The sequence below is a fragment of the Bradyrhizobium sp. 215_C5_N1_1 genome, assembly GCF_052075935.1.
Classification (GTDB): domain Bacteria; phylum Pseudomonadota; class Alphaproteobacteria; order Rhizobiales; family Xanthobacteraceae; genus Bradyrhizobium; species Bradyrhizobium barranii.
This window is the reverse complement of record NZ_CP197228.1, coordinates 8,632,127-8,644,954: the sequence shown is the minus strand read 5'-3', so window position 1 is coordinate 8,644,954 and position 12,828 is coordinate 8,632,127. Positions and strand designations below refer to the sequence as shown.

The 12,828-nt window shown below is 64.8% G+C and carries 13 protein-coding genes; 1 reads left to right on the top strand and 12 read right to left on the bottom strand.

Annotated elements, in window-relative coordinates; all coding sequences use genetic code 11:
• Window positions 1-196: 196 nt before the first annotated feature.
• The 11 genes from AB7G19_RS41710 to soxX all read right to left on the bottom strand — a co-directional run bounded on the left by AB7G19_RS41710 (window position 197) and on the right by soxX (window position 9,620).
• Complete coding sequence (locus AB7G19_RS41710) at window positions 197-1,915, bottom strand: N-acyl-D-amino-acid deacylase family protein (protein WP_085403995.1); 1,719 nt, start codon at window positions 1,913-1,915, stop codon at window positions 197-199.
• Between the two features lie 188 nt (window positions 1,916-2,103).
• Window positions 2,104-3,312, bottom strand: coding sequence for an MFS transporter (locus tag AB7G19_RS41705; RefSeq protein WP_085403994.1), 1,209 nt, complete (start codon window positions 3,310-3,312; stop codon window positions 2,104-2,106).
• Window positions 3,313-3,461: 149 nt separating this feature from the next.
• Complete coding sequence (locus tag AB7G19_RS41700) at window positions 3,462-3,629, bottom strand: hypothetical protein (protein ID WP_166071036.1); 168 nt, start codon at window positions 3,627-3,629, stop codon at window positions 3,462-3,464.
• Window positions 3,630-3,710: 81 nt separating this feature from the next.
• Window positions 3,711-4,748 (bottom strand): MBL fold metallo-hydrolase, encoded by a 1,038-nt coding sequence (locus AB7G19_RS41695; protein ID WP_085403993.1) that lies wholly within the window; start codon window positions 4,746-4,748, stop codon window positions 3,711-3,713.
• A 248-nt stretch (window positions 4,749-4,996) separates the two neighbouring features.
• Entirely contained in the window at window positions 4,997-5,452 is a 456-nt protein-coding gene (locus AB7G19_RS41690; RefSeq protein WP_085403992.1) for a DsrE family protein, read from the bottom strand.
• On the bottom strand, window positions 5,449-7,200 hold the full coding sequence (gene soxB, locus AB7G19_RS41685; RefSeq protein WP_354115295.1) for a thiosulfohydrolase SoxB: 1,752 nt from the start codon (window positions 7,198-7,200) through the stop codon (window positions 5,449-5,451). The genes AB7G19_RS41690 and soxB overlap by 4 nt, the downstream gene beginning before the upstream one ends.
• 56 nt (window positions 7,201-7,256) lie before the next feature.
• Window positions 7,257-7,562, bottom strand: a complete 306-nt coding sequence (locus AB7G19_RS41680) for a hypothetical protein (protein WP_085403990.1) — start codon at window positions 7,560-7,562, stop codon at window positions 7,257-7,259.
• Entirely contained in the window at window positions 7,559-8,419 is an 861-nt protein-coding gene (soxA, locus tag AB7G19_RS41675; RefSeq protein ID WP_071909084.1) for a sulfur oxidation c-type cytochrome SoxA, read from the bottom strand. The genes AB7G19_RS41680 and soxA overlap by 4 nt, the downstream gene beginning before the upstream one ends.
• Window positions 8,419-8,730, bottom strand: a complete 312-nt coding sequence (soxZ, locus tag AB7G19_RS41670) for a thiosulfate oxidation carrier complex protein SoxZ (RefSeq protein WP_085403989.1) — start codon at window positions 8,728-8,730, stop codon at window positions 8,419-8,421. The genes soxA and soxZ overlap by 1 nt, the downstream gene beginning before the upstream one ends.
• Before the next feature lie 10 nt (window positions 8,731-8,740).
• Window positions 8,741-9,226, bottom strand: coding sequence for a thiosulfate oxidation carrier protein SoxY (gene soxY, locus AB7G19_RS41665; protein WP_063985941.1), 486 nt, complete (start codon window positions 9,224-9,226; stop codon window positions 8,741-8,743).
• A gap of 37 nt (window positions 9,227-9,263) precedes the next feature.
• A complete protein-coding gene (gene soxX, locus AB7G19_RS41660; RefSeq protein ID WP_085404086.1) occupies window positions 9,264-9,620 on the bottom strand; it encodes a sulfur oxidation c-type cytochrome SoxX in 357 nt (118 codons plus the stop codon).
• Window positions 9,621-9,866: 246 nt separating this feature from the next.
• Between soxX and AB7G19_RS41655 the strand changes: the two genes are divergently transcribed.
• Window positions 9,867-10,541: a DUF938 domain-containing protein gene (locus AB7G19_RS41655; protein ID WP_085403988.1), complete on the top strand. Its 675-nt coding sequence runs from the start codon at window positions 9,867-9,869 to the stop codon at window positions 10,539-10,541.
• 121 nt (window positions 10,542-10,662) lie between these two features.
• Here the strand turns inward: AB7G19_RS41655 and AB7G19_RS41650 are convergent, their stop codons facing one another.
• Window positions 10,663-12,729 (bottom strand): prolyl oligopeptidase family serine peptidase, encoded by a 2,067-nt coding sequence (locus AB7G19_RS41650; RefSeq protein ID WP_085403987.1) that lies wholly within the window; start codon window positions 12,727-12,729, stop codon window positions 10,663-10,665.
• Window positions 12,730-12,828: the final 99 nt, after the last annotated feature.

Genomic DNA, 12,828 nt, shown 5'->3' with positions numbered 1-12,828 from the left:
GATTGCTCCAGGCACACTGTCGTCCCGGGGCGTGCGAAGCGCGAGCCCGGGACCCATAACCACAGGGAGTGGTTTGGCGATGACTCGGAGTGACCAGCGTGGCGCCGCAACGAATCCCTGTGGATATGGATCCCCGCGTTCGCGGGGATGACAGCGAGAGTGAGGCGCGGCTTTCGCGCCTCAGACTCGGTCTTCGCTAGCTCGCCATCCCCTGCGCACCCCGGATCAACTTCCCCGGTCGCCTTCCCGTGGCCTCACCGTGCCGCCGCGTCACCACGCCCGACACGATCGTCGCGTCATAGCCGTCGACATCCTGCAACAGCCGCCGCCCGCCGACCGGCAGATCGTAATGCACCTTCGGCGGATGCAGATGCAGCCGGTCGTAGTCGATCACGTTGACGTCGGCCTTGTACCCGGGAGCAACGAGCCCGCGATCGGTGAGGCCGACCGAGAGCGCGGTCTTGCGCGACTGCGCGGCGACCACGAAGGGAATCGTGAGCTTCTCGCCGCGCGTGCGGTCGCGGGTCCAGTGCGTCAGCAGATAGGTCGGGAAGCTCGCGTCGCAGATGATGCCGCAATGCGCGCCGCCGTCGGAGAGGCCCGGCACCGATTGCGGATCGATCAGCATCTCGCGCGTCGCGTCGAGATTGCCGTCGGCATAGTTGAGGAAGGGCACGTAGAGCATGCCGCGGCCCTCGTCGGAGAGCATCGCATCGTAGGCGAGCTCTTCCGGCTGGCGGCCCTGCTTGCGCGCCTGCGGCCCCAGCGCGTTCTCCGGCGGCTGCTCGTAATCGGGGGGATCGCCGAGCAAAAACATCTTGTCGTAGTTGGGCCGGAAGAACAGCGGATCGTCGGTCGCGGTCGCCGTCTCGCTCAGGATCGCCTTGCGCACTTCCGGCCGATGCAGCCGCGCCAGCCGCTCCCTGAGCGGCAGATGCGCGATCGCCTTGTAGCTCGGATGGGTCTGGAACGGATTGCGCGACAGCTCGAGCCCAAGCAGCAGGCCGACCGGGCGCGCCGCGATCTGCGCGGTGATGGAGAGGCCGCGCTTCGCCGCCGCATTGATCTCGTCCAGCGTCTGGCGCCAGCGGTTTGGCGCCTTGTCGTTCTGCGTGATCGAGAACGAGATCGGGCACTTTGTGCTGTCGGCCACCCGCAGCATCATCGGCAGATCTTCGTGGAGGGTGGAGAGGTCGAGCACGAATTGCAGCACGCTGCGGCCTTCGCGATGCATCGCGCCGGCAATGGCGGTGAGCTCGTCCTCGCCGGCCTTCAGCGTCGGCGTGAAATCGCCGGTCGAGGTGCGGTGGTTGAGCGTGCGTGAGGTCGAGAAGCCCAGCGCGCCCGAGCGCACCGCTTCGCCCGCGAGTTTCGCCATTGCCGCATTGTCCTCGGCGGTCGAGGGATCGCGGCGCGCGCCGCGTTCGCCCATGACATAGACGCGTAGCGCCGCATGCGGCAGCTGCGCGCCGACGTCGATGTCGAAATCGCGCTTCGACAGCCAGTTCATGTAATCCGGAAAGCTTTCCCACGCCCAGGGAATGCCGGCGCTCAGCACCGGCTCGGGAATGTCCTCGACGCCCTCCATGAGCTGGATCAGGCGGATGTGGTCGGCGGGCTTGCACGGCGCAAAGCCGACGCCGCAATTGCCCATGATCGCCGTGGTGACGCCGTTCTGCGACGACGGCGTGATGTCCTGGCTCCAGGTGACCTGGCCGTCATAATGGGTGTGCACGTCGACGAAGCCCGGCGTGACGAGCTTGCCGCGCGCGTCGATCTCTTCCTGTCCCTTCGCGGAGATCTTCCCGACCTCGGTGATCTTGCCGGCGGTGATGGCGACGTCGGCTTCAAACAGCTCGCCGCCGCTTCCATCCGCGACGGTGCCGCCGCGGATCACGAGATCAGGGGTGCTCATGGTGTTTCTTCCCAGTTTGTTGTTTTGCGTTTCTCTGTCCGTCGTCCCGGACAAGCGAAGCGCAGATCCGGGACCCATAACCACAGGGAGTAGTGTCGCGAAGACTCGGAGTGACCAGCTTCGCGCGACGATTGCTCCCTGTGGTTATGGGTCCCTGCTTTTAGCAGGGACGACGACTGAATTCTTGGCTATGCCTTGGCTTGCGGCTTCCGCTCCGTGAACGGCGACAGCACCACGGTTGCGACCATGAAGATCACGGACGCCCCGAACACCCAGTGTGGCGCGCTCTGGTCCATGATCCAGCCGAACAGCAGCGGGCTGACGATGCCGCCGAGATTGAAGCCGGTGGAGACGATGCCGAAGGCGCGACCCGCGGCGCCAGGAGGCGCGGCGTTGCGCACTAGCATGTCCCGCGACGGCGCGATCACGCCGGAGAGGAAGCCCGCAGTCGCCATCGTGACGGTCAAAGCCCAGCCCGGCAGTGTCACCAGCGCGATCAGCAGCACGATCAGCGCATTTGCGGCAAAGCAGGCGGCTGCGACATAGCCATGGCGCTCGGTGTAATCAGCGAGGAAGCCGCCGGCGAGCACGCCCACAGCGCTGGAGCCGAGAAACGCCGTCAGCGCGACGTTGGCGGCGGAGTAGGACGCACCGTAGCCGCTCATCAGCGCCACCACGCCGAAATTGTTGATGCCGGCGACCGACAGGCTGAGCAGCATGAACAGCGCGGTGAGCGTGATCAGCGCCGGCGTGATCACGGCCTGCTTCGGCGCATTTTCGTTGCCCGGCTTGGTCTTGTGCGCGCCGGCATCGGGAATGTTCATGACGACCAGCAGCAGGGCCACCAGCACGGCGATCGCGCCCGACGCGATCAGCGCACCCGTGCCGCCGGAGACGGTGACGAGCGCCGCGACGATCGCCGGCGCCACGGCGCCGCCGAGATAGCCGGCAAAGGTGTGGACCGAGAAGGCGCGGCCCATCCGCGCCTCATCCATGTGCTCGGCCAGGATGGCGTAGTCGGCGGGGTGGTAGACGCTGTTGGCGAGACCCAGCAGCACCGCGCAGGCAATCAGCGAGGCATAGCTGAGGTGCAGGCCGAGCAGGATCAGCGCGAAGCCGCCGAGCGCGAGCCCGCCCAGCAGGATTCTGCGCGCGCCAAAATGGTCGACGAGATAGCCTGTCGGCGCCTGCGTCAGGCCGGATACGACCGCAGAGACGGTGAGCGCGAAGCCGAGCTCGATATAGCCGACGCCGAGCTGGCTCTTCAGGAACGGAAACAGCATCGGCAGGACCAGCAGATGGAAATGGCTGACCCAATGCGCGATCGAAATCCCGGTCAGCGTGCGCAGCGCGCTGTCCGCCTTGCCTTGTTGCGGTGCGGCGAGAACGTCGACCATTGCAGTTCCGTTTCACGTCCTAAAGGGGGACGCGCAAACTATCGGGCAGAGCCGTTATTTGTCCATGAACGCGGGCGCATGGCAGGTAGCGCGGGTGGGGCGCCGCGATCTGGGGGAGGGAACGCACCGTTCGTGGGGCAGGCTTCAACTCACAACGGCTCGTCATCCGAACCGTAGCGGTCGCGTTTCGGCGTCGCGATGTCGCCGTCGTCGTAATCGTCGTCGTCGAGCGGAGGCGAGGGCTTCTTCGCCTTGTCGTCCGCTTGCTTGTTATCAGCGACTTTGGGCGGCTTGCGCGGCTTGGCGGTCTTGGCCATGGGTGATCCCGGATGGTGATGCGTCATCCGCTTCTACCCCGAAAATATGTGCGGTTCCTGACTTACCGCAAGAAGGGGGCGTCAGTGCACCACAGGCCCGCCAGCCTTCTTCCAGGCATCGATGCCGCCGGCGATGTGGGCAGTGTTGCTGAGGCCGGCTTCCTTGGCGGCGGCGACAGCCATCGCCGAGCGTTCGCCGAAGGCGCAGAAGAACACGACGCGGCGGCCGGTGGCGGCCGCGACCTCGCGCAGCATGCCGCCGGGCTTCAGACTGTCTTCAACGGACGGATAGGGCGTATGCAGCGCGCCTTCGAGCATGCCGTGCTTCATCCGCTCATTGGTCTCGCGCAGATCGACCAGCAGGATATCGGGACGGCCGAGCGAGCGGATCGCCTCGACGGCGCTGACTGCGCGGCCCTCTTTTTCCAGCTCCTCCTGATGCAGGCCGACATGCATGTTGGCGGGCACCGCGACGTCCATCATCTTCGGATTGGGCAGCTTCAGGTTTGCCATCAGCTCGATATATTCGTCGACCGAACGCACCTGGAGCCGCGGATTGTAGCGCTTCTCCTCGCCGATGGTGGAGACCGTGTCGCCCTTGTAGTCATGCGCCGGGAACACCATCGTCTCGTCCGGCAGCTTGAGCAGGCGGTTGAAGATCGACTCGTATTGCGCGCGCGACGAGCCGTTCTGGAAATCGGTGCGGCCGGTGCCGCGGATCAGAAGCGTGTCGCCGGTGAAGACGCGGTCGCCCATCAGATAGGAGTAGGAATCGTCGGTGTGGCCGGGCGTGTACATCACGTCGAGCGACAGGCCCTCGATCGTCACCTTGTCGCCGTCGGCGACCCGCATCGCCACCACGTCGGCCTTGGTCTGGTCGCCCATGACGGTCATGCAATGGGTGCGGTCGCGCAGCTCGCCGAGGCCGGTGACGTGATCGGCATGCAGATGGGTGTCGACGGCTTTCACCAGCTTGAGGTCGAGCTCGCGCAGCAGCTGGCAGTAGCGATCGACCTTCTCAAGCACGGGATCGAGGATCAGCGCCTCGCCGCCGGGGCGGCTGGCGAGGACATAGCTGTAGGTGCCCGAAACGCTGTCGAAGAGCTGGCGAAAGATCATGGCAAGACCCGGCGTGGATTGGTTTCCAGTTCTTACTACGCCACGGGTCAAAAAGAGAAGCAAGTCACTGTGTAGGGAGCAAAACAGGGAATATTATTTTACGTAGCTGTTCCGCGGCGTCATGGCCGGGCTTGTCCCGGCCATCCACGGCTAGCCACGCGGCACGAAGAACGTGGATGCCCGGGACAAGCCCGGGCATGACGACCACTCGTGAATGCCTGCGATTGCCCTCCATATGACGGGAGCGCTTACGGCCGCACCACCGTGTACCCATTCTCCGCCAGGAACAGGATCTGCCCGACGCCCACCTGCACCGGCGTCGCCGCCGGAATGAACTCCGGCCGGTTTCCGGTCTCCCGCTCGATCGTGTCGACCGTGTTGAGGCAGATATCGAAGCGCACGCCCTGTACGATCAGGCTTTCGACCTGCTTGCGGCGTTCGCTGCCGGTGAACAGGAGATCAATGCCGGGGCCGAACGCCACCACCTCGATCGCGACCTTGTCGGGATCGTAGGCCTTCAGGAGATTGTTGGCGACGCTCAGCACCAGCGCATGCTTCTTCGCATCGCCGTCGGAGAGCTGAAGCACGATTTTGTGCTCGGCGAACGGCTTGTCCTGGAGCGGCACCTGCTGTGCCGAGGCCCATGGCGTGGCGAAGGCGAACGTCGCCAGCAGCATCGCGCGACAGATTTGCCACCGCATCATCCCTGTCCTGCAATGCCTGGATTGCCCTCGACGCCCTTCAGCGTCACGCCGGAGCCGAGCCGCTCCTGAAACATCCGGCCCGAGCGCAGATATTTGGCGACGACATCCCACACCGGTGCGCCCTGCTGGCCGTTGACCGAGGCCCAGCCCGCGACCTTGTAGCGGTGGCTCGCGCTGAGCGCCTTGCCGCCATTGAGCTTCAGCTCGGAGATGCGGCTGCCGACCGCATCGGTCGGCGTGCAGGTGTAGCTGAGCCCGCCGGCGCGCACCATGTCGCCGCCCTGCTGGTAATAGGGGTCGGGGTTGAAGAGGTTGTCGCAGATGTCTTCCAGCACCTCCTTGATCTGGGCGCCGGTCATCTCCTGCACATAGGTCTCGGGATAGGTGATCGCGGTTTCCGCGAGCACATCCTCCATGGTCAGCGGCTGGCCGGACAGTGCGGTGACGCCCCAGCGGAAGCCCGGCGACAGCGCGATCTCGGCATCGAGCTCGCTGCGTAGCGCGGTGCAGATCAGCTCGTCGACGGGGCCGGCGAAATTGTCGCGGCGATACAGCAGGCGGTCGGGCGTTGCGATCTTCTCCGACCAGTCGGTCACATGCGGCGCGCGCACCCGGCCGATCAGCTCGGCCATGCCAGGGTCGGGCTTCAGCAGCTCGGAATAGACCGGCAGCAGATGGTACCTGACATCGCCGACCTTGCCCTTGTCGAGCGCGAGATCGAGGACGCCCAGAAATTTTCCGTTGGAGCCGGCATTGGTGACGAGCGTCGTGCCGCTGGCGTTCTTCACTGCGATTGGCTGCGGGATTGCATCATGGGTATGGCCGCCGAGGATGACGTCGATGCCGGTGACGCGGCTCGCGAGCTTGAGATCGACGTCCATGCCGTTGTGCGACAGCAGGACGACTGCATCGACCTTCTCGGTGCCGCGCAAGGCATCGACATGCTTCTGCAACTCCTCCTCGCGGATGCCAAAAGTCCAGTCCGGCGTGAACCGCTTGGGATGCGCGATCGGCACATAGGGGAAGGCCTGGCCGATGATCGCAACGCGATGGCCGCCGAGCTCCTTGATCATCGAAGGCTTGAACACGCGCCCGCTCGCCTTGTCGAAAGCGGGGGCGTCGTTGAACGCGGCCTCCTCGGTCAGGAAGACGTTCTGCGCCAGAAACTCGCCCTTGAAGCGCTCGAGATTGTCGCGCAGCGCCTGCTCGCCATAGGTGAATTCCCAGTGCCCGGTCATCGCCTCGATGCCGAGCAGATTGGCGACCTCGACCATGTCGCGGCCCTGCATGATGTTGGCAAGCCCGGTGCCCTGCCAGAGGTCGCCGCCGTCGACGAGCACGGAGTGCTTTTCGCCGGCATCGCCGCGCAAGCGATCGATCAGTGTCTTCAGATGCGCGAAGCCGCCGAGCTTGCCGAAGCGGCCCGCGGACTTCTCGAACTCGAAACAGCTGAAGGCATAGGCATCGGCGCTGTCGGAGCGGATGCCGAACCGCTCGAGGAAAGCGCGGCCAACCAGATGCGGCGGCCGTCCCGCCATCTCGCCGATGCCGATATTTACGCTGGGCTCGCGGACATAGACCGGGTTGAGCTGCGCATGCGTGTCGGTGGTGTGCAGGATGCGCGCATTGCCGAACCGCTCGAGGTCGTAAATGCTCGCGGTCTCGGCGCCGCGCGCGAGCCGCGGCAGGCTGAGCGATGTGGCGACAGCAGCGGTGCTCTTCAGGAAATCGCGGCGGCGGATGGCCATCCAGAAATTCTCCGCGCCTCTCAACGGCAATTCGACGGTTCCACGAGATTTTTAGTCTAGCGGATTTCCATCGCCTTCCACGCCTCTTTTTCTGACGTCGCCTGGAAGATCGAGGCCTTCGCCAGCGCCTCGGCCTCCTTCGAAGCGGCAACCGCGCGGTCGAAATCGCCGCCGTCGGCCGCCTTCTTGGCTGCCGCCAGCGCAGATACGGTCACGGTCCACTGGTTGCGCATGCCGGCTGCCTCCTTGGAGGCGGCCTCCGCAGCGGCATAGGCCGCCTTGTAGTCCGCCTCGTTTGCCGCGCGCGCTGCTGGCGCGAGGCTCAATGCGAGCACCATGGCGAGAGGAAGTGACAGCTTCATGGCCGCGCTCCCGGCCCTGAAATCGGTAGGCCGTTGGCGACGTAGGACAGGAAATATTCGACGTCGCGATATTCATCGGCCTGCGGCTCCAGCGGAACCGCGCGGGTCTGGCTGTTGCAGGTGACGAAGCGGCGGCTGGTGGTGCCCATGCCGCTCCATTCGGAGCGGTAGATCGGCATCGCGTTCAGAATGCCGAGTGCCGGCGCCAGGATCTCGGCGCGAATGCGCTCGCCCGGGCTCTGCACATGGCAGCTCGCGCAGGAGAAATTCATCTGGCCGCGGCGCGTGTAGAAGTAGCGCTTGCCGTTCTCGTACGCGGCGAGCGCACGGGGATCATCGGGAATCTTGATGTCCATCGGCTTGCCGCGCGAGGTGAACGCCATGTAGGCGGTGAGCGAAGCCATCTCGTCCTTGACGTAGGAGTAGGGCGCCTCGCCATTGGCCTCACGGCAGCGGTTGAGCGCGAGCTCCAGCGTGACGACCTTGCCTTCCCCAGTGTCGAAGTAAGGATAGTTCTGGCGGATGCCGATGCCGCCGTTCGGGAAGCAGTCGGCATAGGTCTTGCCGTTCTTGAACGGGGTCGCGAACATCTCCTTGCCGGCGTCGAGCGCGAACTCGTAGGGCGGGAATTCCTCCTTCTCCTGCCACTGCCGCTTCATGTCCTCGTTCATCGAATAGGGACCGTTGACGAAATCCTCGTGCTTCACGGTCGGAAACTTCTGGAAGAAGAAGTTCTGGAACGCTTTCGCATCGGCAACGGGATCGACCTTGTCGGCCGCGATGACGCGCGGAGAGGTAAGGGCGAACGCGACCAGCGTGGCGCTCAACGAACCAAGGAGAAAGAAGCGGGCATTCATCACGAAATCTTCGCGGTGGTCGTGTCCGAACCGCCCTTGTTGTCGGTCCAGGAGACCTTGAGGTCGTCGCCCTTCTTGGCGCCTTTGAAGCTGAACTTGACGTAGGGGTCCTTCGAGACCGCGGTGCCCCACTCGGCGACGAAGACGTCCTTGCCGTTACATTCGAACTTCAGTCGCTGGATGAAGTGCGCCGGAATCACCTCGCCCTTGGCGTCCTTGACCAGGCCGGTGTCCATGGGGTGCTGGATCAGCACCTGCACCTCGGTGATGTCGCCGTTGGCCGTGGCGCGGACGCGAATGCTGGATGCCATCTAACTTCTCCTAACCGCCGCAGCCGCCGACCGTGACTTTGACTTCCTTGGTCGCGCTGTAGAGCTTGCCGTCGGCTTCCACGATCGCGGTCACGTTGGTGGTCTTCGCCATCTTCAGGCGGTTGGCGACAGCAGGGATCGTGCCATCGGGAATCTTGTAGCTCGCCGCGAGCGCGCTCGGATTCTCGGCCACGAAGAACGAGATCGAGGTGACCTTGTCGAGCGTCGTCGTCACCGAGATCGGCACCACGCCGCCGTTCTCGGCGATCTCGGGCGCATCGAGCTTGACCTTGTCGGACGGCTCGGCGGTCTTGCCGTAGAGCGCCTTGATCGCGTCCGCCTCGCTCTTCTGCTTGAACGCTTCTTCCGGATATTTGTCGTTGGCCGCTGCACGCGCGGGCGCGAACGGCAGGTTGCCGAGGCCGAGCAGCGCGACGCCGGCTGCGCCCTGAAGGATCAGGCGCCGCGTCGGATGAGGGCCGGTGGTGATGGTCATCTCAAATCTCCTGGACATTCTCTTGGCGTGCCGGCGGTCACAGGGTCTGGAGGAAATCAACGATCGCGTTGATCTCCTGCTCGGTCAAAATCCGGTTCCGGCCGAACGGCGGCATCATGGTCTGCGGATTGCGCTTGGTCTCGTCGAAGATGATCGCGACCAGCTCGTTGCGATCAGGGTATTTTGACTTGATGTCCTTGAGCTCCGGTCCGATCGTGCCCGGCAGGTCGCCGCCCTTGATGACGTGGCAGGTCAGGCAATTGCCCTTGCCGCGGTCGAAGGCGAGCTTCTGGCCGTCAGCCACGGCGGATTGCGCCCGCGCGGGGCCTGCGGCAAGGCCGGCGGCGATCGCCAGCAGGACGTAAAGGACGGGCGTCCGTGGAAAGGCGGTCAAGGCGTCATTCCGAGGCGTTATGTCGATGATCTCGTTCGCGGAAATATAGTGTTCCAAAGCACAAAGGGCATCGGCTGACAATCAAGACTATGCGCGCGGCAAAATGGAGTTAATATCTTCCGCATTGCAACTAAAGAGCTTATTTGTCCGGCGGATTCGGGCCAGGAGCGCTGGCCGGCTGTTTTCGGGGCGTTTGGGCGCCCATCGTGTTTTTTTCCCGTTCTCGTTTTTTCAAGGGGACCTCAATTGGCTGAATATGTCGTCGAATTTGGCAGGGACGGCGGACGGGTGGAGTCGGATGGGCGGCTCGATGCACCGGCATTTCATCGCAATCACGAGCCGCTCTGGGCGGCGCTGGAAAAGCATCTCGCAGGCCTGACCGGCAACGTGGTCGAGCTCGGCAGCGGAACCGGCCAGCACGTCGTCCATTTCGCGCAGCACACGCCCGGCCTGATCTGGTGGCCGAGCGACCTCAACCAGCGCCACCTCAAGAGCATCGAGGCTTGGCGCGTTCATTCGGGCCTGCAAAACATCCGCTCGCCCCTGCGGATCGATCTCACCGACCCTGACTGGTGCCCGGAGATGCGAAGCGGGCAGGGCCCGACGAGTCTTGCCGCATTGTTCTGTGCCAACGTCATCCACATCGCACCGTGGAGCGTGGCCGAGGGCCTGTTCGCCGGCGCCGGCCGTTACTTGCGGGCCGACGGCAAGCTGTTCCTCTACGGCCCGTTCAAGCGCGACGGCAAGCACACCGCGCTCAGCAATGCCGTGTTCGACACCTCCTTGCGCGAAGGCAATCCCGAATGGGGCGTGCGTGATATCAGCGACGTCGAGACGCTCGCCCGCGGAGCCAGCCTTCGCCTCGTCGACACGATCGAGATGCCGGCGAACAATCTGACGCTGGTGTTTTCGCGGAGCTAATTCGGGTCGTCGTCATGCCCGGGCCTGTCCCGGGTATCCACGTTCTTCGAGTGGCAAGGCAAGGCGTGGATGGCCGGGTCAAGCCCGGCCATGACGATGTGGAGGCGTCAGCGTCCAAGCGCTAGCCTTCATCCTTCCACCCGATCCTGTCCTTCAAGAACCGGAAGCCGATCACCTCGAAGCCGGCGCGCTCCTTGTTGTCCTTGCCGTAGCCGTGGCCGCCGGCTTCCGGTTCGTAGAACCAGGCCTCGTAGCCCATCGCCTGCAGCTTTGCGGCCATCTTGCGCGCGTGGCCGGGATGAACGCGGTCGTCGCGCCGTGTCGTGGCGATCAGGATCGACGGATAGGACTGGCCGGCCTTCACGTTGTGATAGGCCGAGTAGGTCTTCAGCCACTCCCACTCTTCAGGTTTGTCAGGGTCGCCATATTCCGCGATCCAGCTTGCGCCCGCGAGCAGTTTTGTGTAGCGGCGCATGTCGATCAGCGGGATGGTGCAGAACAGCGCGCCGAAGCGCTCGGGGTAGCGCACCAGCATGTTGGTGATGAGGATGCCGCCGTTCGACCCGCCTTGCGCCGCGATCCGCTTTGGCTTGGTCACGCCGCGTCGCACGAGATCGGCCGCAACGGCCGCGAAATCGTCGTGCGAGAGTTTCTTGCCGGCGAGCCGGCCGGCATCGTGCCAGCGGGTGCCGAACTCGCCGCCGCCGCGCAAATTCGCCTGCACGATGGTGCCGCCGCGCTCGAGCCACAGCTTGCCGAGCGAGGGGTTGTAGTACGGCTTCACCGCATGGGCGAAGCCGCCATAGGCGCTCATATAGACCGGCGCATCGCCGGTCTCGCCGGCGGGACCCGTCTGCACATAGGGAATGCGCTCGCCGTCGACCGAGATCGCCTCGTGCTGTGTGACCACGAGGCCGTCGGCGGTGAACGTCTTCGGCGCCTGCTTCAGCACGGTCGGGCTTGCGACGCCGCGCTCCAGCAACAGCAGTGACGGCGGCGTGAGCGGATCCTGCACATTGGCGAGCAGGTCGCCATTGCTCTCCGACGGATGGCGATCGAGCGGCCAGATGTCGACGACGCCAATCTCGGGGAGGCCGGGAAGCGTCTCGCGGCTCCAGCCCGCGGCTGACGGCGTGCAGATCTCGAAGCGCGGCCTGAGCTCGTCGAGGATCGACAGCACCAGCTTGCCGCCCGCCCAGAACAAGCCTTGCAGAGCGCGCCGCGGCGCGGGCTCGAACAGGACCGCGAAATCGCGGTGGCCTGCGAGGAACGCGGAGAGCGAGATGCCGAGCACGGTGTCGGTGGGATAGGTCCGCCCCTCGACCTGCCAGTCCTTGCGCAGCTTCATCGCGAACCAGTCGCCATGCGCCTGCATCCAGATGCCGGTCGGCAGATCGAGCTTCGTCGTCGTGCCGGCCGCATCGCGCAGCCAGATGGCGTGATTGAAGAAGTCGATCTGGTCGACGATCCAGACCCGTGGCGCCGGTCCCGTGTCGTCGGCCATGCCTGACATCGCCATGTGATCAGCCGTGGTCTCGAGGATCGTTTGCGCCTGATCGACAGGCTGGCCGCGCCGCCACACGCGAACGGTCCGCGAATATCCGGAAGTCGTCGCCATGCCCTCGCCATGGGCGCTCGACAGCAGCAGCGTATCGGCATCGATCCAGTCCACGCCGCCCTTGGCCTCCGGCAGCGTAAATCCGTCCGCAACGAAGCTCTTCGTGTCGAGGTCGAATTCCCGCAAGGTGACGGCGTCGCTGCCGCCGCGCGACAGGCTCAGAATCGCCCGCGAGTGTCCCGGCATCGTGGCGATCCCGCTCAGCAGCCAGTCCTCGCCTTCGCTCGCCGCGAGCTGGTCGATGTCCAGCATGATCTCCCACGCCGGATGCGGTTTGCGAAATTCCGCCAGCGTGGTTTGCCGCCACAGGCCGCGCGGGTTGGCGGCATCCTTCCAGAGATTGTGAAGATCATCTCCGCGCCGGCTGACATAGGGGATGTTGTCGGGACGATCGTAGATCGCCGCGAGGACATCGCGGTCGCGCTCGAAGGCCGCGCCCCCGAACGCGGCGAGCGTCAGTTGATTCTGCCGCGCGACGAAATCGAGCGCCTGCTTGCCTTCGATCTCCTCCAGCCAGAGCCAGGGATCGTCGTCGGGAGCGCTGAGCGTGGGCCGGTCGTCGACGGACATGAACGATACTCCTGCAGGTCGCGGCGGATAGGATTTGATCGAGCGCAAGCCGTCAATAGCGCGGGCCGGTATCATCCGCCCGATTGCGTCAGAGGCATG

Bases quoted from the DNA above. Each gene is read 5' to 3' on its own strand.
- AB7G19_RS41710 (WP_085403995.1), bottom strand. From the start codon at position 1,915: ATGAGCACCCCTGATCTCGTGATCCGCGGCGGCACCGTCGCGGATGGA.
- AB7G19_RS41705 (WP_085403994.1), bottom strand. From the start codon at position 3,312: ATGGTCGACGTTCTCGCCGCACCGCAACAAGGCAAGGCGGACAGCGCG.
- AB7G19_RS41700 (WP_166071036.1), bottom strand. From the start codon at position 3,629: ATGGCCAAGACCGCCAAGCCGCGCAAGCCGCCCAAAGTCGCTGATAAC.
- AB7G19_RS41695 (WP_085403993.1), bottom strand. From the start codon at position 4,748: ATGATCTTTCGCCAGCTCTTCGACAGCGTTTCGGGCACCTACAGCTAT.
- AB7G19_RS41690 (WP_085403992.1), bottom strand. From the start codon at position 5,452: ATGATGCGGTGGCAAATCTGTCGCGCGATGCTGCTGGCGACGTTCGCC.
- soxB (WP_354115295.1), bottom strand. From the start codon at position 7,200: ATGGCCATCCGCCGCCGCGATTTCCTGAAGAGCACCGCTGCTGTCGCC.
- AB7G19_RS41680 (WP_085403990.1), bottom strand. From the start codon at position 7,562: ATGAAGCTGTCACTTCCTCTCGCCATGGTGCTCGCATTGAGCCTCGCG.
- soxA (WP_071909084.1), bottom strand. From the start codon at position 8,419: ATGAATGCCCGCTTCTTTCTCCTTGGTTCGTTGAGCGCCACGCTGGTC.
- soxZ (WP_085403989.1), bottom strand. From the start codon at position 8,730: ATGGCATCCAGCATTCGCGTCCGCGCCACGGCCAACGGCGACATCACC.
- soxY (WP_063985941.1), bottom strand. From the start codon at position 9,226: ATGACCATCACCACCGGCCCTCATCCGACGCGGCGCCTGATCCTTCAG.
- AB7G19_RS41650 (WP_085403987.1), bottom strand. From the start codon at position 12,729: ATGTCCGTCGACGACCGGCCCACGCTCAGCGCTCCCGACGACGATCCC.